Source organism: Actinoplanes sp. NBRC 103695, assembly GCF_030269485.1.
In the GTDB taxonomy this organism is placed as follows: domain Bacteria; phylum Actinomycetota; class Actinomycetes; order Mycobacteriales; family Micromonosporaceae; genus Actinoplanes.
The window spans coordinates 74,195-96,965 of sequence record NZ_BSTL01000006.1; the positions used below are offsets into that span (position 1 = coordinate 74,195).

Genomic DNA, 22,771 nt, shown 5'->3' on the forward strand with positions numbered 1-22,771 from the left:
GTCGGGTGCGGATCAGGATCGAGGGCAGCGACCTGCCGGGCCGTCGGGCGGGCTCGACGGCCGACGAGTTGCGGCTGGCCAACGTGCACGTCGGCGTGCAGCGCAAGGACCGGCCCGAGTCCCTCGTGCCCGCGTCGGCACCGTCCGCGACGTGGGATCTCGAGGTCACCAGCCGCACGGTCGCCGAGGGGGCGCTGGATGTCGGCGGGCCCTGGGTGCACGGCCGGCCCGGCGCCCGCTTCCTCTACCTGACCTGGGGCGCGGTCACCGGCGACCGGTTCGACATGTTCCGGCGGGCCAAGCTGCTCTTCACCGACATCCCGGGCGACGCCCTGCTCGCGGCGCATGCCGGCGCCGCCACCCTGGTCGGCCGGCTCGGGCTCACCGGCGGTGACGGCGGGCCGATCTGCGCGCGCGTCCGGCCGCCGACGATCACCTGGACCGCCGAGTGAGAGTGCTGCACGGCGTCATCGCGGGGGACGGGCGCTTCGCCGTCTGGGCCGAGGCCGACAGCGCGAGGGCGCTCACCGCGGACGGCGCCGAGGTCATCGCCGGCGGTGCGGCACGGCGGGGCGAGGCCGCTTGGCATCCGTTCGCGACGGGGGTGTTGCCCGCCGGCGACGCGCGCGGGCCGTTGACCCTGTCGCTGCCGTCCACTTCCAGCGGGCCCCTCGCCTCGCCGCAGCTCGGACTGGCCCGGCGGCGGGGGCGGCCACGATGGCACGCCTGGCGGGTGCCGGCGGTGACGGTGCCGTTCGTGACCGCCGAGGCCGCCGAGGACGATGACCGGGTGGCGCCGTCGCTGGACTATCTGATCGAGGTCTGTGCGTTCGCGGCCGACCTGGTGGCGCGCGGGCGGGTGCTTCCGGCGGTCTGGCCGGACGGCGCGCTGCCCCGCGCCCACTGGCGGCCGGTCCTCACCGGGCCCGACGTGACCCGGCACGCCGACCTCCTGCGCCGCATGCCCGCCGCCTGCCGCGCCGAGCGGATCAGGCCCGGCAGCGTCGAGGGGCGCCCGGCCGCCGACCTGCTGCACGCCGCCCTCGACCGGCTGGTCGACGGGCTCGTCCGCACCCGGCTCGCCGAGGCCCGCATCACCCTGACCGGCGACCCTTGGCTGACCGCCCTGACCGACGACGGCACGGCGGCCTCTTCCGGCCGTTCCGGCGGTGCGGCGGCCTCTTCCGGCCGTTCCGGCGGTGCGGCGGCCTCTTCCGGCCGTTCCGGCGGTGCGGCGGCCTCTTCCGGCCGTTCCGGCGGTGCGGCGCGCGAGCTTGGCCCGGGTGGTGGCGGGGCCGGGCGGTACGACGACGTTGTGGGCGAGTTCCACGCGGCTGGCGATGCTGCCGGGCGAATCGACGTCCAAAACCATGCCCACGCCGGCGTCGCCGCTGGCGGCGACGGTAGCGCTGGCGGCGACGGTAGCGCTGGCGGCGACGGTAGCGGCTCGGGCGAGCGGGCGCCGGGGGAGTTCGAGGCGGCGCCCGAGCTGGTGCACGCGGTCACCGAGATGCTGGACGCGTGGCATGCGGATGCGAGCAGCGGGGCCGCGGTGCGGGTGGTGTTCCGGCTCAGCCACCTGCACGAGAGGGAACCCGACCTGCCGGACGCGACCGGGGCGCCCGTCGAGGCCGAGCCGCGGGAGGACGCGTGGCTGGTCGAGTTCCTGCTGCAGCCGCTCGACGAGCCGAGCCTGCTGGTCACCGCCGGGGACATCTGGCGGGACGAGATCGCGCCGCTGCGGCGGTGGACCCACCATCCGCAGGAGCGGCTGCTCGCGGGGCTCGGCCGGGCGGCACGGCTGTTCCGGGAGCTCGACGAGGCGCTGCGGACGCCGCGGCCGGTCGACCTGGTGGTGGACACCGAGGGGGCGCACCGGTTCCTGAGCCACGCCGCGGTGCTGGAGCAGGCCGGCTACGGCGTGATGGTGCCGGCCTGGTGGCGGGACCGGCCGAGCCTGGGGCTGGCGCTCGAGGTGCGGACGCCGGAACCGATCGCGCCGGTGCTCCGGGACCGGACGAACACGATGGCGTCGCTGGTCGACTACAACTGGGGGCTGGCGCTCGGCGGGCGCGTCCTCACCTCCGACGAGCTGTCCGACCTGGCCAAGGTCAAGGTGCCGCTGGTCCGGCTGCGCGGGCAGTGGGTACACCTGGACCCGGAACGGCTCACCGCCGGGCTGGCCTTCCTGAAGTGGGGCGGCGGGTCGATGACCGCCGGGGACGCCATGCGGATGATCCGGCTGCTGCCGCCCGAGGAACTGCCGCTGCCGGTGACCGCCGTGTCCGGCGAGGGGTGGGCCGCGGGGCTGCTCGCCGGGGACCTCGACGAACGGCTGGAACTGCTCGATCAGCCACCGGATCTGATCGGCGTGCTCCGTCCGTACCAGAGGAGGGGTTTCTCCTGGCTCGCCTTCATGGACGGGCTGGGGCTGGGCGCGTGCCTCGCGGACGACATGGGGCTGGGCAAAACGGTGCAGCTGCTGGCCCTGCTGCTGCACGCGCGGCAGGGGCCGACGCTGCTGATCTGCCCGCTGTCGGTGCTGGGCAACTGGCAGCGGGAGGCCGCCCGGTTCGCGCCGTCGCTGCGGGTCCGGGTGCGGCACGGCGCCGACCGGCCGGATGCGCCCGAGGCAGGGGACTGTGACGTGCTGCTGACCACGTACTCGACCGCGGCGCGGGACCACCAGGCTCTCGCCGCCGTGGGTTTCGACCGGATCGTCCTCGACGAGGCGCAGCACATCAAGAACAGCGCCAGCGCCGTCGCGAAGGCGGTGCGGCGGATCCCGGCGCGCTCCCGGATCGCGCTGACCGGCACGCCCGTCGAGAACCGTCTCGCCGAGCTGTGGTCCATCCTGGACTTCCTCAACCCCGGCGTGCTGGCCGGCGCGCCGACGTTCCGCGCACGCTTCGCGGTGCCGATCGAGCGGTACGAGAACGAGGACGCCGCGCACCGGCTGCGGCAGGCCACCCGGCCGTTCCTGCTGCGCCGGGAGAAATCGGACACGGCGGTCATCGACGACCTGCCGGACAAGCGGCACGTGCGGCACCTGTGCGGGCTGACCGCCGAGCAGGCGACGCTCTACCAGGCCGTGCTCGACGACATGCTGGAACGGATGGGCGAGGCGTCCGACCGGCGCAAGGGCTACGTGCTGGCCACCATGACCAAGCTCAAACAGGTCTGCAACCACCCGGCGCAGCTGCTCGGCGACGGCTCGCCGCTGCCCGGCCGCTCCGGCAAGCTGGAACGCCTCGAGGAAATCCTGGACGCGGTGCTGGCGGCGGGGGAGCGGGCGCTGTGCTTCACCCAGTTCACCCGCTTCGGGTCGATGCTGGTGCCGCACCTGGCCGCCCGCTTCGGGGTGCCGGTGCGCTACCTGCACGGCGGCACCCCCCGGGCGGAACGTGACCGCCTGGTCGCCTCGTTCCAGCAGGACACCCGGCCGGGCATCTTCGTGCTGTCGCTGAAGGCGGGCGGCACCGGCCTCAACCTGACCGCCGCCAACCACGTCGTGCACATCGACCGCTGGTGGAACCCGGCCACCGAGGCGCAGGCCACCGACCGCGTCTTCCGGATCGGGCAGCACCGCGACGTACGGGTGCACACGCTGACCTGCCTGGGGACGCTGGAGGAGCGGATCGACGGGCTGCTCGCCGAGAAGGGGACGCTGGCCGAACGCGTGGTCGGCAACGGCGAGAGCTGGCTGACCTCCCTGTCCACCACCGAGCTGCGCGACCTGCTCGCCCTCTCCCCGGAGGCCGTCGGTGACTGACCTTCAGCCCTTCCTGGGCACCTTCGAGTCGCTGCGGCTCGGGTCGACCTTCTCCCGGGGCCGCCGCGACGCGCGCAACGGCCACGTCCGCAGCCTCACCATCTCCAGCAGCCTGGTCGTCGCCCGGGTGCGCGGCCCGGAGGACGCGGCGGCGTTCCGGTCCCGCATCGCGGTCCGGGCGTTCGGCGCGGCCGAGTGGTCCCGGGCCGAGGACGCGCTCGCCGCCGAGGCCCGCTATGTCGCCGACCTGCTCGCCGGCCGCATGCCCCCCGGCGTCGAACGGGTCTTCGCCGAGGCGGGCCTGAGCCTGCTGCCGCTGTCCCTCGACGACGTGGCGATGGACTGCACCTGCGAACGCTGGCCGATGCCCTGCACCCATCTGGCCGCCACCCTCTACGAGCTGGCCCGCTCCTTCGACTCCGACCCGTTCGGCGTCTTCACGTGGCGCGGCCGCACCCGCGAGGAGCTGCTCGACCGCCTCCGCCGCCTGCGAGGCGCCGTGGCGGTGACGCAACAGATCGACGCGATCCCGGAGCCGCCCTCGCCCGCCGACGCGGGTCTCGGTGACGTCGCCGACTTCTGGGGCTCGGGTACGCCGCCGGCCGCGCCCCCGCCGGCCCGCACCCGGCCCGACGCCCTCCTCGACCAGCTCGACCCGCCGCCGCTGGGCGACGATCTCGTGGAGAAGCTGCGTCCCGCCTACCTGGCCCTTCCGGTGGAGGACTGACCGCACCTGGACCTGGCAGGGCAGGGCATTGGCGGTCGGGTCCTCCGGCACGTGATGAACGCGCACCGCGACGGCCGGCCGGTCGCGGTGACAATCATCATCCTAGGATGCTCTGGGCGATGTGCCGGGCGCCATGGTTCGGTGCCAGCCTGAAGCCGGCACCGAACCGGAGGCGGATCACATGCCCGGCGGGGCCGGAGTGTGGTTGAGGGCGGCGAACAGTTCTCCTCCTCGTGGCGGAGGTGGGCGGTGAGCTCGGCGGTCTGCCGCCTGGCGGCGGAGTTCGGCGAGTTCCGTGCGGAACCAGTCGTGCAATTCGATGAGCCAGTCGCCCATCCCTTTGACCCGCGCGGGTTGTGTCTTGTCGGTCATGAAACCTCATCCATGTCGTCGTCCGGGAACGCGGAGGCGACAGGAGAACGGCAGGGAATCTTCATCTCAGGGAATGGCACGAGCAGGGAGACCCCAGGGAATGGCCACGTGCATGGAGAGAGGTCCGGATCTGCCGGTCCTGTCAAAGGCTTGAGAAGCCGTTACCTCCATGCGGTAGGCCCTCCCTATCCGGGGGCGCGCCGGAAGGCTGTCACCGCCCCGGACGGTTCCGCTGCCCCCTTCCGGACGCAGGTCACTCACGGCCCGCCCTGCGCCCGGCCCCGTGCGCCCGGCCCCGCGTGCCCGCCCCGTGCGCCCGCCCCGTGCGCCCGCCCCGTGCGCCCGCCCCGCGTGGTCGCCCCGCGTGGTCGCCCCGCGTGGTCGCCCCGCGTGGTCGCGCACCCCCGTCGGGCAGCCGCTCAGCCGAGGAGGTCGACCAGGGCGGCCACGCGGGTGCGGATGGCGGGGAGCTGCGCATAGAGATGATTGCCGCAGCACTCGGTCGCGCCGGCCGCGGGATTGGCGTCGTGCCAGTCGCGGTGGGCGCTGATGGTGCGCAGGGTGGCCGTCGAGCCGGAGATCGGGTTGACGTAGCCGGTCGTACCCTCGGGGTCCAGGTCGGTTGCCTTGGCGAGCAGGGCGAGCACGACGACCAGGGAACGCACCGCGGCCGCCGTCGGAGGCGTGATCATGGTGTTGCCCAGGACGCAGACGCCGATGTTGCCGGCGTTGAAGCCACCGACGTGGGCGCCGTTCACCATCTGCGGGGCGCCGGGGCCGGGGCCGAAGACCGGGATCGGGCCGGGATCCGAGTAGACGCCCTCGAAGACCCGGCCGTACCTGTCGATCAGCAGCTGGTAACCGATGTCGCCCCAGCCGTTGCTGACCGCGTGCGTGTAGTAGATGCCGCGCACGTGCTGGACCGGGTCATCGACCGGGGCCGGTTCGCCGCTGTGGTGCACGGTGAGCGTCTGCACGCCGAAGAACGCCGGCGGGCTGATCAGCGTGCCGTCGGGGTTGAGGCGGTAGGACTCGTCCGCCCCCCAGGCGGCACGGCTCAGGTAGGTCGGCCGCCACGGCGCCCGCTCGGCGCGGGGCAGGGTCAGCGTGCGGGGGCGCGCGGTGCGGGGCCGGGCACGGCCGTCCGCGGTGTTCAGCTCGGTCACGGCGGTGGGTGCGCTGCTGATGCGGTACGCGGTGACGCCGGCCGCCGGAACCAGCACGTTGCCGGGTGCCGTGGCGACGTCGGAACCCGCCGTGCAGCCGGAGGCGGACACGTCACGCCAGCCGGAGGCGGTCTTGACGCGCAGGTCGGTGCCGGCCCGCACACTGAGGTGGCTGAGCTTGACCTCGGGGGTGAGCGTGGTGCCGCCGCCGACCTGTCCGCGTGCCACGGCCAGCGTCTCGGGAACGGTGGCACCCTCGGCCGCGAGCGTTTCGCCGGCGCCGAGCGCCTCACCGGTGTGGTCGGCGGCGAGCGCCTCACCGGCGGCGAGGGACAGCGGGGCCGCGGCGGCGAGGCCGGTGGCGCCGCGGAGCAGAGATCGACGAGAAACCATGCGGCCGAACTTAGCGAATCGACCTACCGCCGATCTGCCGGAAAGACGACAGTCACCGGCCGCCGCTGGATCGTTCCTGCTCGGCGGCCACGCGGGCGGCCGACTCCGGGTCCAGGTCGAGCACCTCCGTCGGTGCGGCACCGTCCTCTTCGGACATTTTGCCGTCGACCGGGGTGGCCGCCGCTCCGGACTCGGCGCCGGCGCCGGACTCGGCGGGCGCGGGGCCGGTCGCACCGAAGCCGTTCCCGGTCCGTGGCTGGTCGTTGCCTCCGTTACCGCCGCTGCCGGAGTGCGACTCGTTGGCGAGCCAGGCAGGCCGGTCGTCGAGGTCTTCCGTCGCCCGCGGGGGCCCGCCGATGAGCGAGGCGATGTCGACGGTCTCCACCTCGTCCGGGCTGATCGCCGGTCGCTCGCCGGGGGTGATCCGCACCGTCTCGGCCAGGCTGAGATCCACGTCCGCCTCGGGTCGGTTCGACGCCGCGGGGGAGGTGGGAGAGTCGGACGAGGTGGGAGCGTCGGGGTTGTCGGCAGCAGGTGCGGCCCGCGCGGGGGCGGCCGTGCCGGTAGCGGCTGTTTCGGCGGCGTCCGGGTGTGAGCCGGGAAGGCCGGAGGCGGCGGGGTGGGAGGCGGCGGGGTGGGAGGCCGCAGGGCCGGCGGCGGAGTCGGAGGCCGCGGTGTCGGCAGGGTCCGAGGTGGCCCGCAGAGGTGCCGGGTCGGGCGTGGGGAACAGCGGCGGCGCGCCCGGAATGGTGACCGGAGCCGGCGGACCGACCTCGACCGGTGCGTCGTCGTCCGGGAGGCCGGCGGGGGAGAGGCCCGCGGGCAGCGGCCGGACGCGTTCGGCGGTCCAGGCGGGGCGCGGGCCGTCGTCCTCGTTCCAGGAGGCGTGCCTCGGGCGGGACGCCCCGGCGCGCGGGCCCGCGGAGCCCGGCGCGGCGTGCCGGCCGACGGATTCGGTGGGGAAGAGCTCTTCGCCGGAGTACTCGGCCAGGCCGGCCCGGGCCTGCAGGCGGCGGAGCGGGCCGGGCGCCCACCACGCGGCGTCGCCGAGGAGACCCAGGACGGCCGGGACGAGGAGCATGCGGACCACGGTGGCGTCCAGGATCAGGGCGAGGATCATGCCGACGCCGACGAAGCGCATGGTGGTCACCGACGACAGGGCGAACGCGCCGGTGACCACGATGAGCAGCACGGCGGCGGCGCTGATCACGCGGCCGGTGCGGGCCAGGCCGGTGGTGACCGCCTCGGCGGTGGTGGCGCCGCGGGTGCGGGCCTCGACCATGCGGGACAGCAGGAAGACCTCGTAGTCGGTGGACAGGCCGAAGACCACTGCGGCCATCAGGACGACGATGCCGACCTCGGGTGGGGCCGGTGTCACGTTCAGGAGATCCGCGCCGTTGCCGTCCTGGAAGATCCAGACCAGCACGCCGAAGGTGGCGGCCAGGCTGAGCGCGCTCATCACGACGGCCTTGACCGGCAGCAGCAGGGAGCCGAACGCCAGGAACATCAGGATCAGGGTGGCCCCGGCGAGCAGGCCGACCATGAGTGGCAGGCGGTCGACGGTGGCGTCGAGGCTGTCGACGTTGCGGGCCGTGGTGCCGCCGACCAGCGCCGTGGCCCCGGCCGGTGGGGTCAGGTCGCGGATGTCGCGCACCGCGTCGCGGGCGCCGTCGCTGAACGGGTCGGTGTCGCGGGGTGTCGCGGTCAGGACGGTCACGCCGTTCGCCGCGCCGGACGGGGTGACCGCGGCGACGCCCGGCACCTTGGCGACGGTCTGGGCAAAGGATCCGGGGTTTCCGCGTACGACGATCTGGATGCCGGCGCTGCTCAGGGCGGGGAAGCCGGCCCGCAGCGTCTCCAGCGCCTGCCGTCCGGGCGAGGAGGCGGGCAGGACCCGCTCGTCCGCCTCGCCGAAGTGCACGCCGCGCACGGGGCTGGCCAGGACCAGCAGTCCGGCCAGGATCGGCAGCGCGACCAGGACGGGCCGGCGCAGCACCACCCCGGCGAGCCGGGCCCAGCCGGCGCCGGCCGCCCGCCCGTCGCCGCGCCGCGGCAACCGCACCGGAAGCTTGTCCACCCTAGGGCCGAGCACCGCGAGCAGGGCCGGCAGCAACGTGAGGGAGAGCAGCGCCGCGAGGCCGACCGCGGCGAGTCCTCCGTACGCGAGAGATTGAAGAAAGCCCTGCGGGAAGAGCAACAGTCCACCGAGCGCGATCATCAGCAACGTGGCGGAGAAGAGCACGGTGCGTCCGGCCGTGGCGACTGTCCGGGACACCGCCTCGGCGGGGGAGCGGCCCTGCGCCTGCTCCTCGCGGAAGCGCCCGACCATGAACAGGCCGTAGTCGATGGCCATGCCGAGGCCGAGGAGGCTGGCGACGTTGACGGCGAACGAGTTGACGTCGTGGCCGAGGGTGACCGCGTGCAGGATGCCCAGCGATCCGAGGACCGCGCAGCCACCGACCAGGACGGGCAGGGACGCGGCGACCAGCGAGCCGAACAGGAACAGCAGCAGGATCAGGACGATCGGCAGCGAGATCGCCTCGGCCATGGCCAGGTCACTGGTGGTGAGCTCGGAGGTCGCGTCGCCGAGAACCACACCGCCGGCGACCCGCACCTGGGCGCCCTCGACGGCGAGGTCGTCCTTGATCTCCCGGTAGGAGTCCATCTTGGCGGCGTCGCCGTCACCGGCCAGGGTGAGCGTGGCGAGCGCGCTCTTCCTGTCCTGGGAGAGCAGCTGCGGCGCCTTCTGCTGCCAGTAGGTGACCTTGGCGGTGACCGCCGACGCGGGGAGGTGGCCGAGGCTGTTCTCGACGCGCTGGGCCAGCACCGCGTCGTCGACCGTGCCGCGGGCGGGCGTGTAGATGATCAGCACGTCGCCGCCCTGGCCGCCGAGTGCCTGCTCGGCCACCTCGGCGGCCCGCGCCGACTCGCTGCCGGGGTCGCCGTAGCCACCCTCGACCAGCTTGCCGAAGACCCCGAAACCCCAGACGCCGGCCCCGATCACCGCGAGCAGCGTGCCGGCCAGCACCGCGACCCGGAACCGGGCCATGGCGGCGCCCCAGGCGGTGAAGAGGCTCACCGGAGGGTCGCGGCCTGTAACGCCACCCCGCCACACCCGTTGCCGAAGGTCTCGGTGGTGGTCCAGGTGAGGTTGAGCTTGCCGCCCTCGGGCGTCTGGTACGTGATCACGAAGACCGCCGTGGCCAGGTCGTTGCCGCGCTGCTCGAGCGTGCCGGTCCCGGCGCCGCCGCCGGTGGACAGTTTCGCGTCGAGGCGGCCGCGCCCGTTCTTGACGCCGACGTAGAGCCGCAGCGTGCGGGTCTGCTTGGCGGCCGGAACGGACAGCGCGAAGCCGTTGCCCTTGTCGCAGGTGTTGATGCCGACGTCGCTGCCGCCCGAACTGGCGACGGGCGAGCCGTCCTTCCAGCTGAACCGCTGCGGGCTGTCGGTGTGCCGGAACCGGGGCGCGGTCGGCGCGCCCTCGAGGATCTGGAAGTCGCCGTCCTTGGCCCGCTCCAGCGAGAACGTGCCCTGCTCGCCCCAGTGCACCCAGTCGCGGTCGCCCTCGCCGGTGAGGTCGACACGCCCGGGCACGGCGGCCCGGTCGACGGTGACGTCCCGCGGCGGGCGGGTCTTGCGGGCGGGAGGCGGCGAGGTCGGCCGGGTGGTGGGTGGCGCGCTGGACGACGGCGGGTCGCTGGGCAGCGGGATGACCGCCTGGTCGGACGGCGGCGCGATGTCGCCGAGCGCGGGCGGGGGCGGGGCGGGCAGCGCGGTCGGCTCCTTGCCCTTGATCGCGCTGCTGATCACCAGGCCGACGGCGACCACCACGAGCACCCCGGCCAGGATGACGGCGGCGGGCATCAGGAACTCGGTGAACGGCCGGCGGCGGCTGTCCTTCAGGAGCGCGGGCGGCATCGGGGCCGCGGGGTGGGGCCGCCGCGGCACGCTGGGGTCGTCCGGCACCGAGCCTCCTGTTACAGCTGTGGGGGGAGTCCACGATCTCATCAAGGTGGATGCCGATCCACCCCGGTGAAGGTTATCGGCCGCATGGCCGATGAGGTGCATCGGTGGTTCGTCGGAGATCATCGCCGGGTGGCCGAGTAGCGTGTGCGGAGTTTTCCCCGATTGATCCCTGACAAGGAGCGCGTGTACTCCCATGAGTGATCGAGTCCAGACCACGGCCGGGCGCGGCCGGGCCATCGCGGGAGCGCTCGCCGGCGTCGCCGTGGTGATCATCCTGGTGGCGGTTTTCTTCGTCGTGCGGGCCGGCGGCGACAAGGCCGAGACCCCCGCCGCGGCGCCCGCTCCGGCGGTGTCCGCCCCGGCCGAGCAGCCTTCCGAGCAGCCCGCCGAGGTCCCGTCGCAGCCCGCCGGCCAGTCCGCTCCGGCGGTCGACCCCCGTCTGACCAAGGCGCCCGAGGTGAAGGCCGGCAAGGGTGACGTGACCAAGCTGGTGGTGACGCCGATCGTGCCGGGGCGTGGTCCGCGCGTGAAGGCGGGTCAGCAGCTCACGGTCAACTACGTCGGTGTGACGTACTCCGACGGCAAGGTGTTCGACTCGTCGTGGGCGAACGGCCAGCCGGCGACCTTCCCGGTCGGCACCGGCAACCTGATCCCGGGCTGGGACCAGGGCCTGGTCGGCGTGCCGGTGGGCAGCCGCATCCAGCTGGACATCCCGGCCGACCTCGGTTACGGCGACAACCCGACCGGCGGTCAGCCGGCGGGCGACCTGCGCTTCATCATCGACATCCTGCAGGCGGTCTGACGATCAGAGCTCGGCCACGATGAGGTCGAGCTGTCGGGGACGGCCCGCGGGTGCGGGCCGTTCCTCGACGGTGTACTTGAGGTCGCGCAGCGCGTCGGTCAGCTCACCGACCGTGCGGGGTTCCGCCGCTACCAGCGCGAGCGAGCGCACCAGCCGTCCCTTGGTGGCCTTGTTGAAGTGGCTGACCACCGAGCGGCGCGCCACCCCGTCCACCACCCGCTCATGCAGCACGCGCACGGCGGCGGTCCGTTCGGCGACCGCCTCGGACGGCGCCCACATCGCGGCGTAGGCGCCCGATCGCAGATCCAGCACCGTCCCCTCGGCCGCGGCAAGCGACAGGGGCCGGTTCAGGACCTTCTTCCAGTACGGCGTGAGCCCGCCGACCCCGGGCAGTGTGACACCGGCCGAGCACCGGTAAGCCGGGATCCGGTCGGGCAGCCGCACCACGCCCCACAGCCCGGAGAACACCACCGCCCGCTCGTCCAGCCAGGCCCGCGCGTCCGCCGCCAGGGAACCCGCGTCCAGCGCCTCGTAGAGCACCCCGCTGTAGACGTCGGCGGCCGGTGCCGCGGGCGCCTCGTGCAGACCGGCGTTGCGGGCGATCTCGGCCTGCTGCCCGGCGCTCAGCCCCAGCGTGTCCAGGGACGCGTTCACGCCGCGGGTGCTGCTCCGCCCGCACAGGGCGACCAGCTTGGCGAGCACCCGGCGCCGGTGCCGGGCCAGCTCGGGCAACCAGATCGCGTCGTGGTCGACCGGCTCACCGGCGGCCGGCGCGGACTTGCCCTCGGAGGGCGGCAGCAGGATCAGCACGCCGCAAGATTAGTTCCCGTCGCGGCCGGCCAGCGCGTCGCCCACGGACCGATAGACGCCCATCCGCCCGGCCAGCCCGACCGTGTCCAGCAGCTGCGTCATCCATGCGCCGGGCGCCGCGAGCCGCAGCCAGCCGCCCGCGCCGTCGGCCCGGCGGTGTCCCACCACGAACGCGCTCAGCCCGATCGAGTCGCAGAACTCCACACCGGACAGGTCCACCACGATCCGCGGCGCCGGCCGGTCGAGCACCCGGTCGAGCGTGGTGGCCAGCACCGGAGCGCTGTCCAGGTCCAGATGGCCACGAACGGTGACGACGACGGAGTCGTCCGTATTGCCGACAACTGACACATGCACGGCGGACACTCCTCGGCATGGACGACAGTGAAGCTCAGTTGTTCCCCGCCGAGGGCCGGATTGCACCTCCTGGACGCGTCCGGGTGGCCGGAACGTTCACGGTCGTGCGGACGGTCGCCTGATCGATCTCGGTGGTGCGGATCGTGAAGGTCAGCTCGTACGTGCCGGGCAGCGGGAACGTCAGCGATCCGAGTGCGTCGTTGCGGCCCGGCAGGGGCAGCATCGGCTCTTTGACCTGCTCCACGCTCGCGCCGGTGTAGCGGGTGGTGACCGTCCACTCGATGGCCGGCAGCGGCTTGCCCTCGGGCGTGTAGGTGGAGCCGTGCACGGTGTTCCACTCGCCCAGTTCGACGGGGTAGATGTTGAACTGCAGCGTGTAGAGGTTCGAGGTGAGGGTCTGCGAGAAACCCACCCCGGTGGGTTCCCGCGCTTCACGGTCCTTCGCGCTGCCGGGGGTGGTCTGCACCAGCACGGCGCTCAGGGCCAGGATCGCGGTGGTCGCGCCGAGTTCGACCCCGACGGTACGGATCAGCCGGCCCGGCCCGGCGGCGGGCACGTGCGCCCTCTGGACGAGGCGGCGGGCGTACGCGGCCACGAGCAGCACCCCGCCCAGGATGGCGGCCTTGGCGAGCAGCAGCCGTCCGTACCCGGTCTGCCAGAGCGCGGCCGGCGCGCCCACCTGGACCACCGCCTGCACCAGCCCGGCGCCGGCCAGCCACACCACGGCCAGGGTCGCCCACCGCGACCAGGCGGGCAGGATCACGCCGAGCACCCGCTGGTGCCGTCGCCGCAGCAGGAAGACGGCCAGCGTGACGAGGCCGCCGAGCCAGACCGCCATCGAGGCGAGGTGCACCACGTCGGCGGCGACGATCGCCCCGGCCAGCGGGGAGACCACGGCGTGACCGGTCAGCGGCCAGGTGGTCAGCCCGGCCAGCGCGAGCAGGACCAGGGCGAGCCCGCGGAACCGGGTGGCGCCGCCGCGCAGCACCGGCCCGATCAGTCCGGCGACGATCCCGAGCAGGGCCAGCCGGGCCAGCAGGGTGACGCCGAACGGGCTCGCCACGACGCCGCCGAGCTCGGTGAACGACACGTCCCACACCGGCGCGCCGCTGACGTAGGGCGCCTGGGTCCACAGCGCGCCCAGCGTCGACAGGGCGGTCAGGCCGAGGCCGGCGTACACCAGGCGGGTCGCGCCCTGCCGGGAGCGCCGGCGCGGCCACAGGAAGGTCAGGAAGATCGCCGGGCCGACGGCCAGCGTGAGGCCGGCGTACCCGAGGAATTTGAAGGCCGGGACCGCGGCTGTGACCGAACCGTCGACCTTGCCCGGATCGGTCTCGGCGGGCCGGGCCGACGGCGCGCCGACCGAGAAGATCAGCGCGTTGCCGACCGGGTGGCTGTCGCCGGAGATGATCCGATAGCTGACCAGGTAGGTGCCGAGCGGCCGGTCCGCCTTGCGCAGCGTGATCTTCAGGACCTTGCCCTCGGCGGTGACCGACTCGCTGATCCGCTTGCCGTCCGGCGCCAGCACCTGGGTGCGCGACGGCAGCGCGGTGACCTGTTCGTTGAAGGTCAGCAGGATCTCCGACGGCGCGTTCTCCAGCACCGCGCCGCCCTCCGGGCTGGAGGAGACCAGGCTGGAGTGCGCGCTGGCCGGGGCGGCGGGCAGCAGCAAAAGGCCGAGGACGAGCAGGAGCACTCGCACCGCCCCGCCGAGCATGCGGGTCGCTGTCACACGGAGTAGTTCGGATGGGACCGGGGAATGGTTCAACCCCTCCGGCGATACGATCCGCTGAGGTCCACGCTCCCCTTGGAGGCCCGCATGTCCCATCCTCGAGCCGGGCAACCGGCGCAATCGGACGACCTGATCGACGTGCCGCGGGTGGTCTCCGCGTACTACACCGGGCACCCCGACCCGGAGGTGGTCGCGCAGCGGGTCGCGTTCGGCACGTCCGGCCACCGCGGGTCCAGCCTGAACACGGCCTTCAACGAGGACCACATCGCCGCGACCAGCCAGGCGATCGTCGAGTACCGCCGCGACCAGGGCACCGACGGTCCCCTCTACCTGGGCCGGGACACGCACGCGCTGAGCGAGCCGGCGATGGTCACCGCGCTGGAGGTGTTCGCCGCCAACGACGTCACGGTGCGGATCGACAGCCGGGACAGCTACACCCCGACGCCGGCGGTGTCGCACGCGATCCTGGCGTACAACCGGGGCCGCACCGACGGTCTCGCCGACGGCGTGGTGGTCACCCCGTCGCACAACCCGCCCGCGGACGGTGGCTTCAAGTACAACCCGCCGCACGGCGGGCCGGCCGACACCGACGCCACGAAATGGATCCAGGACCGGGCGAACGAGCTCATCGCGGCCGGGCTGAACGGCGTGCGCCGGGTGTCCGCCGCCCGGGCCCGGGCCTCCGACCTCGTCACCGGGTACGACTTCCGCGCCGAGTACGTGAACGATCTGGCCTCGGTGATCGACCTGGAGGCGGTCCGGGCGGCCGGGGTGCGCATCGGCGCCGACCCGCTCGGCGGTGCGAGCGTCGACTACTGGGGCGCGATCGGCGAGCGGTACGGGCTGGACCTGACCGTCGTCAACCCGGACGTCGACCCCACCTTCGGCTTCATGACGCTGGACTGGGACGGCAAGATCCGGATGGACTGCTCGTCGCCGTACGCGATGGCGTCGCTGGTCGCCCAGAAGGACCGCTTCCAGATCGCCACCGGCAACGACGCCGACGCCGACCGGCACGGCATCGTCACCCCCGACGGCGGCCTGATGAACCCCAACCACTACCTGTCGGTGGCGATCTCGTACCTGTTCCGGGTGCGGACCGGCTGGCCGGCCGGCGCGGCCATCGGCAAGACGCTGGTCTCCTCCTCGATGATCGACCGGGTGGCCGCCGACCTCGGCCGCCGCCTCGACGAGGTTCCGGTGGGCTTCAAGTGGTTCGTGCCGGGCCTGCTGGACGGCTCGGTCGGCTTCGGCGGCGAGGAGAGCGCCGGCGCGTCGTTCCTGCGCCGGGACGGCGGCGTCTGGAGCACCGACAAGGACGGCCTCCTGCTCGACCTGCTCGCCTCCGAGATCCTCGCGACGACCGGGCGCACGCCCAGCGAGCACTACCGCGATCTGGTGGACAAGTTCGGCGATCCCGCGTACGCCCGGATCGACGCGCCCGCGAGCCGGGAGGAGAAGGCGATCCTGGCCAAGCTGTCGCCGGAGCAGGTGACCGCGAAGGAACTCGACGGCGAGCCGATCACCCAGGTGCTGACCAGCGCCCCCGGCAACGGCGCGGCGATCGGCGGGCTCAAGGTGGCCACCGAGTCCGGCTGGTTCGCGGCCCGCCCCTCCGGCACCGAGGACGTCTACAAGATCTACGCCGAGTCGTTCAAGGGCCCGGAGCACCTGGCCACCATCCAGGAGGAGGCGCGAGCAGTCGTCTCGGCCGCCCTCAAAGGCCGTCCTCAGGCCCACCACCGCCCCTGACCGGCCTCAAGCCTGAGCTGAATCTCCCACCCTCCGGTCACATCCTCGATCCGCCCGTCCCGGGCCCGCAGACCCGCGGCGATCTCGCCGTCCGGGTCGTCCGGGGCGGGCCGGATCGTGATCTGGATCGGGTCGCCGTCCGCCCGCACGTCCAGCTCGGCGGGGCCGGTGTCGGCCGCCAGCAGCAGCTCGACGAGCCGGTAGCCGCCGACGGTCTGCTCGCCGCCGGTCCCGGTGACCCGCAGCGTGACCTCGCGGCCGTGCGAGCGCCACTTGTCGGCCAGAGCGGGCAGGTCGGCCAGGGTCGGCTGCGCCTTGACCGGCGCCTCCGCGGTCCGCAGGTCGCGCAGCAGATCCCGCATGGCGGCCAGCGCGGCCCGCGCCTCGGCCACCGTCGCGTCCAGCGAGCCCCGCTCGGCGGCGCCGATCATGCCCTCGGTGTGCCGGAGCACCGCCTCGCCCAGGCCCTCGGCGATCCGGGCCCGCTCGGCCGACGCCGCCACCGACGCGTGGTGCGCCGACCAGGCCATCCACTCGTCCTCGTTGCCGGTGATCCGGGCCCGGCGCCGCCGCACCAGCCACCCGGTCAGCCACGCCGCGCCCAGCGGCACGGCGAGCAGGCCCGCGAACAGTGCCGTGAACAGCACGACCATGACCAGCTGGGACGGCTGGTCCGGTTCGGCCGGCGGTTCGGCCGCGAAGGCCAGCGCGATCGAGAGCCCGGCCGGCAGCACCCCGGCGGGCAACGCCAGCCAGTCGACGCGCGAGCGGCGCCCGTACCGGCCGACCGCGTGCACCGCGAGCAGGTCGGCGCCGATCGCGGCGATCGGGATCCAGCCGGACGCGGCGGGCAGCAGCCCGGCCCAGATGGTGGCCGTCCAGCACGCGCCGGTGACCGCGACCGCGGCCAGGGTGGTCCACGGCCGGGTCCGGCGCAGCGCGAGCGGCAGCGCGTGGATCGCGACGATCGCGGCCATCAGCGCGGCGCCGCCCGGCACGTCCAGACCCTCCTCGGCGTTGAACGCCCACGCCGCCGCGGCCGGGACGGCCATCACACCGGCGATCAGGATGGCGTCGATGACGTGGGCCGACCAGGGCCGGGCCGGGCGGGCCGCCGCGGAGACCGGGGCGGGCAGCGTGGCCCGGACCCGCCAGCCGCCGCCCGGCAGCGGCCCCGCGTCCAGGTCGCCGCCGGCGGACCGGGCCCGCTCGCGCATCCCGGTGATGCCGTTGCCACCGCCGATCGACGGTCCGGCCGGCGGCGCGCCGGGCGGGTCGTTCTCGACTGTCAGCTCCAGGCCGGTCGGCGTCGCCTGTTCCGCCCCGGCCGGCGTCGCCCGTTCCGCCCCGGAGGGCGTCGCCCGTTCCGCTCCCGCGGGCGTCGCGGTCACGGTGACCCGGGTGGGTGTGCCGGGCGCGTACCGCAGCGCATTGGTCAGTGCCTCGCGGGCGATGGCCGGGACGGCGTCCGGCAGTGGGCCGGCCGGGGCGGTCAGGGTGACCGGCTGGCCCGCGTCCCGGAACGAGGCGACCAGAGCCGGCAGCGCGGGAGGTGCCGGGGTCTGCATGATCGCGACCAGCCGGCGCAGCGCCTCCAGCGTCGTGCGCCCGGTCCGCGCGGCCTGGTCGAGCGTCTCGGCGACGAGGCCGCTTTGCTCTGAGCACACCGATGCATCATCTGACGCATCTCTCTCAGGCCCGCTTTGCTCTGAGCACACCGGCGCATCACCCGGTCGGGGCGCGAAGGACTGTGCGGCGGTCGCGGCGACCACGATCGAGGTCAGATGGTGCGCCGTGACGTCGTGCAGCTCCTGGGTCAGGCGTAGCCGCTCGATCTCGGCGGCCCGGGCCCGGCGCTGCTCGGCCAGCGCGAACCGCTCGGCCGCCGCGGCCCGCTCGGCCCGCCAGCGGGCATGCCGCCGGCCCGCCGCCAGGACGATCAGGTAGACGGTGACGGTCAGCGCGATCTCCACCGCGAGCGACAGCTCCCGCGAGCCGTCGGTGAGGAACACCACCGACTGCGCCGCGCTCAGGGCGGCCGCGACCAGCAGCGCGACGCGAGCCGGGCGGCGCGCGGCCACCGAGAAGAGCGCGATCAGGTCGGCCAGGGCGATCACGCTGAGCGCGTCCTCCGGCAGACCCCACGAGCCCGCGGTCAGCGCGGCGTTCGCCACCACGGCCGCCGCCACGGGACTGCTCCGGCGCCACAGCAGCGCCACCGCGGCCGCGGCGGTGATCGCCAGCACGGCGGCGATCGCGGCAGCCGGCGGGCGCGAGCCGGTCAGCAGCGGTGCGCCGGGCCAGGCCAGCAGCTGCCCGGCCGCGAGCAGCGCCGGCAGCATCCAGACCCATCGACGGCTCCACACCGCCGCCACGCTATCTGCCCGGCTCCACGCCCGGGGGAAAGGCTCAGTTCGGGCTGTTTGCGACCGAAAGGAAGAGGACCGAGACGACAGGGAGCCGTACCCCGAGATGAGCCGTCCTCCGGGCCGCGTGAGCGGTCTCGTGCCGCTTGCCGTGGCGGTGGCGAGCCTGATCGCGTCCGCCCTGTGGCTGGTGGTGCACGAGGGAGACATCTCGGCGAGCGGTCTGCTGCCCGGCGTGCTCGCCTGCCTCGCCGCCGCGCAGCTGTGCCGGCGGATCGGGGCCCAGATCGTCCTGAGCCGGCCGATCCGCGGGTTCTGGCGCCGCCACTCGCATGCCGCGTTCTGCCTCTTCCTGTCCTCGATCCTGGTCGTCGCGGTGTACGGCGCCAGGCAGCCCGCCCTTTCGCCCTACCTGTTCGCCGGGCTGGTCCTCGCCGTGGTCATGTCGATGCTCGGCTTCCTGAACCTGCCGCTCGGCGACCGGTCCCTGCTGAACGTGCTCCGCATCCTGCTGGACGGGCTGACCGTCGCGGTGGCCGGCGCGCTGATCTTCTTCGCCGTGGTGGTCGACTTCGCGGCCCCCGATGTGACCGCCGGCATCCGGACCGGGATGTCCCTGGTCGGCACCGGTGGCCTGATCGCGCTCGTGGTCATCGGCCGGGCCGCGGCCGCGCCCGCCGGACCGATCGACGCGGTCGCGCTGCGGCTGCTGACGATCGCGCCGCTGTCCGGAGTGCTGATCGCGGTGCTCGAGATCATGGGCGACGAGTACATCCGGAACGTCGTCGCGGCGCTGGCCCTGCCGGTGGTGGGCACGGCGATCGGCGCGGCCGCGTACCGCCAGATCTGGGTCCTCGGCCGGACCACCCCGGAACCGGAATCGGAGGCGCCCCGCCGGAGTTTCTTCAACCTGCTGCCGGTCCTCGCCGTGTCGAGCACCGCAGGCCTGCTGGTCGTGCTCTCCGCGCGGGAGATGACCTGGAGCCAGCGCATGGTGATCATCGGCGCGGTGCTGATCGCCGGGTTCGTGGTGCTGCGCCAGCTCACCGGCCTGTACGAGAACCGCCGGCTGCTCGGCGGCATCCGCGACAAGCAGGCCGAGCTCGAGCACCTGGCCATGCACGACTCGCTGACCGGCCTGGCCAACCGCGCCCGGTTCGGCCAGATCCTGGCCGAGCGCCTGGAAGCCCATCTGCCCGCCGCGGTGCTGCTGATCGACGTGGACGACTTCAAGACGGTCAACGACTCGATGGGCCACGCGCTCGGCGACCAGCTGCTCTACGAGGTGGCCCAGCGGCTGCGGCACAGCAGCCGGGCCGCCACCGACCTGCCCGCCCGGCTCGGCGGCGACGAGTTCGCGGTGCTGCTCAGCGGCGACGACGCCGGGTACGCCGAACAGGCCGCCGGCCGCATCCTGGAGGTGCTGTCCGCGCCGTTCCGGGTCGGCGAGCATCAGCTGCTCGCCCAGGCCAGCGTGGGCGTGGCCCTGGCCGGCCCGGGGGACAGCGCGGACGAGGTGCTGCGCAACGCCGACATCGCCATGTACGCCGCCAAGGACGCCGGCAAGGCCTCCTGGATCCGCTACGAGCCGCGGATGCGCGCCGACTTGGTCAACCACGCCCGGCTGGGCAGCGAGCTGCACAACGCGCTGATCCGGCACGAGCTGTTCCTGCTCTACCAGCCGGTGTTCGACCTGACCACGGGCCGGATGTCCGGCGCCGAGGCGCTGGTCCGCTGGCGTCACCCCGACCGCGGTTTCATCTCGCCGGTGGACTTCATCCCGGTCGCCGAGCGGTCCGGCCTGATCGTGCCGCTGGGCAAGTTCGTGCTCCGGGAGGCGTGCACCCAGCTGGCCCGCTGGCAGGCCGAGCTGGGCCCGGCGGCGATCCGGTCGATCAACGTCAACGTGGCGGCCCGCCAGCTGCGCGACGCCGGCTTCGTCGACGAGGTGTGGGCGGCGCTGCGGGACTCCGGTCTGCAGCCGGGGAACCTGGTGCTGGAGGTGACCGAGTCGTCGGTGCTGGACGGGCGCCGGGTCCGGGAGACCCTCGAGGCGCTGCATGCGATGGGCATCAGCCTGGCCCTCGACGATTTCGGCACCGGGCAGTCGTCGCTGAGCCTGCTGCGCGCGTTCCCGGTGGACGTGCTGAAACTGGACAAGTCGTTCGTCGACGGGATCAGCGAGGGCGCCGACCGGGGCCGGCTCGCGGTCGCCGCCGCCGTCGCCCAGCTCGCCGAATATCTCGGGCTCTCCGCGGTGGCCGAGGGCATCGAGACCGAGGCGCAGGCGAACCGGCTGCGCGAGATGGGCTACCGGCTGGGCCAGGGATTCCACCTGGCCCGGCCGTTGCCGCCGGACGAGGCGGCCGCGCTGATGGTCGCGACCGTCCCCGCCCTCGATCAGGCGACGCTCACCTAGGCGCCGATCTCCTTACGGTCGTCGGTCGCCCACAGCACGTGGAACGAGCCCTCCTTGTCGACCCGGCGGTAGGTGTGCGCCCCGAAGAAGTCCCGCTGCCCCTGGATCAGGGCCGCCGGCAGGCGCTTGGCGCGCAGCCCGTCGTAGTAGGCCAGCGACGAGGCGAACCCGGGCGCCGGGATGCCCTGCTGCGCGGACAGCGCGACGACCCGCCGCCACGCGTCCTGAGCGCCGCTGACGGCGTCCAGGAAGTAGTCGTCCACGAGCAGCGTCTGCAGCGACGGGTTCTTGTCGTACGCCTGCTTGATGTAGTCCAGGAACTTCGCCCGGATGATGCAGCCGGCCCGCCAGATCTTGGCCATCGCGCCCGGGTCGATCTCCCAGTCGTACTCCTTGCTGGCCGCCTGGATCTGCTGGAAGCCCTGCGCGTACGCGACGATCTTGGACGCGAACAGCGCCTGCTCGATGTCCGACTGCAGGTCCGCCCCGCCCGCGCCCGCGGTCGCCGACGGTCCGGGCAGCCCGGCGCCCGCCTCGCGCACCGACGCGCCACCGGACAGCGCCCGGGCGAACACCGACTCGGCGATGCCGCTGATCGGCACCCCCAGGTCCAGCGCCGACTGCACGGTCCAGCGGCCGGTGCCCTTCTGTTCGGCCTGGTCCAGCACCACGTCCACGAAGGCCTTGCCGGTCTCCGGGTCGTTCTGCTTGAGCACCTCGGCGGTGATCTCGATCAGGTACGAGCCCAGCCGGCCCTCGTTCCAGCCCTTGAAGATCTCCGCGATCTCCGCCGGCGAGTGCCCGCCCACCTGACGCAGCAGGTCGTACGCCTCGGCGATCAGCTGCATGTCGGCGTACTCGATGCCGTTGTGCACCATCTTGACGAAGTGACCGGCCCCGTCCGGCCCGACGTGCACGCAGCACGGCTCGCCGTCGACCTTCGCCGCGATGTCCTCCAGCAGCGGCCCCAGCGACTCGTACGACTCGACCGGCCCGCCCGGCATGATGCTCGGCCCGTGCAGCGCGCCCTCCTCGCCGCCGGACACGCCCGCGCCGACGAAGTGCAGGCCCCGCTCGCGCAGCGCCGCCTCCCGCCGCCGGGTGTCCAGGTAGTGCGCGTTGCCCGCGTCGATGAGCATGTCGCCCTCCTCGAGCAGCGGGGCGAACTCGTCGATCACGGCGTCGGTCGGTCCGCCCGCCTTCACCATGATCACCACCCGCCTCGGCCGCTCCAGGCTGGCCACGAACTCCTCCGCCGTCTCCGCGGCCAGGAAGGTCCCCTCCTCCCCGAACTGCTCGACCAGCTCCTTGGTCCTGCCGTAGCTCCGGTTGTGCACCGCGACCGTGTGGCCGTGGCGGGCGAAGTTCCGGGCCAGGTTGCGGCCCATCACCGCCAGGCCGGTGACCCCGATCTGCGCCTTCTCCGTCATCTGCACGTTCCTTCCCTAGACTCCCGGTCATTGTTACGTGTTCGCGACCGGCGGAGTTCGATCGGGTCCGACGCCCTCGCCCGGCCGTGGCCGGGCCGCGTGAACCCCCTGTTCATCCTGCTCAATCCGGCCGCCCGCGTCACCTCTTCCGGAACCCGCACCGGTCGCGGGCGAAGATCGGCCCGGCGGTACGCTGCCACGCATGGCGTCGGCGGGGGGTCGGTGGGTCGGGGCCGCGACCACCAGAGGGCCGGCCGAGGGGACACGGCTGCGATGAAACGTGGCGAGGTCTGGACGATCGGCAGCCGGACCGATCTGCGATACCGCGTGCTCGTGCTGTCCGGTGACGCGTACAACGACCGCAAGACCGCCATGCCCTACTGCGCGCCGATCGTGCGTCAGCGCGGCGCCACCGAGCTGCCGCCGTTCGCCGTGGCGCTCACCGAACAGGACCCGATCACCGGTGTCGTGGTGGTCAACCGGATGCGCCGCCTGCCCGCCTCGATCGGTGCCGAGCTCCTCGGCATGGTCACCGGCTCCAGCATGGCGCGTCTCAACGACGCCGTACGCGATCTCTTCGAGATCTGAGCCCACCTCCAACGGGTGACACCGGCGCCGCGTTCACCCAGGTCAGCCTGTGTGACGGGTGTTTGGGGGATGACGCCCGCGCCGGGTTGCGCGTATTCGTGGAGACGCGACGCGTGACAAGG

General features: G+C 73.6%; 16 protein-coding genes. 7 read left to right on the forward strand and 9 right to left on the reverse strand.

Translation table 11 applies throughout. The features are described 5' to 3' along the window. Positions 1 to 5 precede the first annotated feature (5 nt). From QSK31_RS11405 to QSK31_RS11415, 3 genes are read left to right on the forward strand one after another with little or no spacing between them, the layout of a single operon-like run. The gene (locus tag QSK31_RS11405; protein ID WP_285683431.1) at positions 6 to 452 is read left to right on the forward strand and encodes a DUF5990 family protein; all 447 of its coding nucleotides are present in this window, start codon (positions 6 to 8) and stop codon (positions 450 to 452) included. Next, complete coding sequence (locus QSK31_RS11410) at positions 449 to 3,772, forward strand: DEAD/DEAH box helicase (RefSeq protein WP_285683432.1); 3,324 nt, start codon at positions 449 to 451, stop codon at positions 3,770 to 3,772. The genes QSK31_RS11405 and QSK31_RS11410 overlap by 4 nt, the downstream gene beginning before the upstream one ends. Continuing rightward, entirely contained in the window at positions 3,765 to 4,499 is a 735-nt protein-coding gene (locus tag QSK31_RS11415) for an SWIM zinc finger family protein (RefSeq protein ID WP_285683433.1), read from the forward strand. Before QSK31_RS11410 ends, QSK31_RS11415 begins: the two co-directional genes overlap by 8 nt. A 177-nt stretch (positions 4,500 to 4,676) precedes the next feature. On the opposite strand, the gene QSK31_RS11420 is transcribed toward QSK31_RS11415, so the two are convergent. From QSK31_RS11420 to QSK31_RS11435, 4 genes are all read right to left on the reverse strand, one after another. Then, positions 4,677 to 4,871, reverse strand: a complete 195-nt coding sequence (locus QSK31_RS11420; RefSeq protein ID WP_285683434.1) for a hypothetical protein — start codon at positions 4,869 to 4,871, stop codon at positions 4,677 to 4,679. A 419-nt stretch (positions 4,872 to 5,290) separates the two neighbouring features. Continuing rightward, a complete protein-coding gene (locus QSK31_RS11425; protein ID WP_285683435.1) occupies positions 5,291 to 6,430 on the reverse strand; it encodes a peptidoglycan recognition protein family protein in 1,140 nt (379 codons plus the stop codon). Between the two features lie 52 nt (positions 6,431 to 6,482). Next, complete coding sequence (locus QSK31_RS11430; protein ID WP_285683437.1) at positions 6,483 to 9,509, reverse strand: MMPL family transporter; 3,027 nt, start codon at positions 9,507 to 9,509, stop codon at positions 6,483 to 6,485. Then, positions 9,506 to 10,396: a hypothetical protein gene (locus QSK31_RS11435; RefSeq protein WP_285683438.1), complete on the reverse strand. Its 891-nt coding sequence runs from the start codon at positions 10,394 to 10,396 to the stop codon at positions 9,506 to 9,508. Before QSK31_RS11435 ends, QSK31_RS11430 begins: the two co-directional genes overlap by 4 nt. A gap of 193 nt (positions 10,397 to 10,589) precedes the next feature. On the opposite strand from QSK31_RS11435, the gene QSK31_RS11440 reads away from it, so the two are divergent. Then, entirely contained in the window at positions 10,590 to 11,198 is a 609-nt protein-coding gene (locus QSK31_RS11440; protein ID WP_285683439.1) for an FKBP-type peptidyl-prolyl cis-trans isomerase, read from the forward strand. A 3-nt stretch (positions 11,199 to 11,201) separates the two neighbouring features. Here the strand turns inward: QSK31_RS11440 and yaaA are convergent, their stop codons facing one another. From yaaA to QSK31_RS11455, 3 genes are read right to left on the reverse strand one after another with little or no spacing between them, the layout of a single operon-like run. Continuing rightward, positions 11,202 to 12,008, reverse strand: coding sequence for a peroxide stress protein YaaA (gene yaaA, locus QSK31_RS11445; protein WP_285683440.1), 807 nt, complete (start codon positions 12,006 to 12,008; stop codon positions 11,202 to 11,204). Positions 12,009 to 12,017: 9 nt separating this feature from the next. Then, on the reverse strand, positions 12,018 to 12,362 hold the full coding sequence (locus tag QSK31_RS11450) for an STAS domain-containing protein (RefSeq protein ID WP_285683442.1): 345 nt from the start codon (positions 12,360 to 12,362) through the stop codon (positions 12,018 to 12,020). Between the two features lie 34 nt (positions 12,363 to 12,396). Continuing rightward, positions 12,397 to 14,094 carry a copper resistance CopC/CopD family protein gene (locus QSK31_RS11455; protein WP_285683443.1) on the reverse strand — a complete coding sequence of 566 codons (1,698 nt, stop codon included), beginning with the start codon at positions 14,092 to 14,094 and terminating at the stop codon, positions 12,397 to 12,399. An 87-nt stretch (positions 14,095 to 14,181) separates the two neighbouring features. Here QSK31_RS11455 and pgm point away from each other — a divergent pair, with 87 nt between their 5' ends. Beyond that, the gene (pgm, locus tag QSK31_RS11460; protein WP_285683444.1) at positions 14,182 to 15,846 is read left to right on the forward strand and encodes a phosphoglucomutase (alpha-D-glucose-1,6-bisphosphate-dependent); all 1,665 of its coding nucleotides are present in this window, start codon (positions 14,182 to 14,184) and stop codon (positions 15,844 to 15,846) included. Here the strand turns inward: pgm and QSK31_RS11465 are convergent. After that, on the reverse strand, positions 15,825 to 18,212 hold the full coding sequence (locus QSK31_RS11465; RefSeq protein WP_285683445.1) for an ATP-binding protein: 2,388 nt from the start codon (positions 18,210 to 18,212) through the stop codon (positions 15,825 to 15,827). The two genes, pgm and QSK31_RS11465, sit on opposite strands and share 22 nt — an antisense overlap. 106 nt (positions 18,213 to 18,318) lie before the next feature. Between QSK31_RS11465 and QSK31_RS11470 the strand changes: the two genes are divergently transcribed. Continuing rightward, a complete protein-coding gene (locus QSK31_RS11470) occupies positions 18,319 to 20,631 on the forward strand; it encodes a putative bifunctional diguanylate cyclase/phosphodiesterase (RefSeq protein WP_285683446.1) in 2,313 nt (770 codons plus the stop codon). Here the strand turns inward: QSK31_RS11470 and gnd are convergent. After that, positions 20,628 to 22,061: an NADP-dependent phosphogluconate dehydrogenase gene (gene gnd, locus QSK31_RS11475; RefSeq protein ID WP_285683448.1), complete on the reverse strand. Its 1,434-nt coding sequence runs from the start codon at positions 22,059 to 22,061 to the stop codon at positions 20,628 to 20,630. The two genes, QSK31_RS11470 and gnd, sit on opposite strands and share 4 nt — an antisense overlap. Positions 22,062 to 22,334: 273 nt before the next feature. On the opposite strand from gnd, the gene QSK31_RS11480 reads away from it, so the two are divergent. Beyond that, positions 22,335 to 22,649, forward strand: a complete 315-nt coding sequence (locus tag QSK31_RS11480; protein WP_285683449.1) for a type II toxin-antitoxin system PemK/MazF family toxin — start codon at positions 22,335 to 22,337, stop codon at positions 22,647 to 22,649. Positions 22,650 to 22,771 lie beyond the last annotated feature (122 nt).

What these genes read in the sequence shown, in the direction of transcription:
- gnd (WP_285683448.1), bottom strand. Translation starts at nt 22,061, where the DNA reads ATGACGGAGAAGGCGCAGATCGGGGTCACCGGCCTGGCGGTGATGGGC.
- QSK31_RS11480 (WP_285683449.1), top strand. Translation starts at nt 22,335, where the DNA reads ATGAAACGTGGCGAGGTCTGGACGATCGGCAGCCGGACCGATCTGCGA.
- QSK31_RS11425 (WP_285683435.1), bottom strand. Translation starts at nt 6,430, where the DNA reads ATGGTTTCTCGTCGATCTCTGCTCCGCGGCGCCACCGGCCTCGCCGCC.
- pgm (WP_285683444.1), top strand. Translation starts at nt 14,182, where the DNA reads ATGTCCCATCCTCGAGCCGGGCAACCGGCGCAATCGGACGACCTGATC.
- QSK31_RS11420 (WP_285683434.1), bottom strand. Translation starts at nt 4,871, where the DNA reads ATGACCGACAAGACACAACCCGCGCGGGTCAAAGGGATGGGCGACTGG.
- QSK31_RS11440 (WP_285683439.1), top strand. Translation starts at nt 10,590, where the DNA reads ATGAGTGATCGAGTCCAGACCACGGCCGGGCGCGGCCGGGCCATCGCG.
- QSK31_RS11470 (WP_285683446.1), top strand. Translation starts at nt 18,319, where the DNA reads ATGAGCCGTCCTCCGGGCCGCGTGAGCGGTCTCGTGCCGCTTGCCGTG.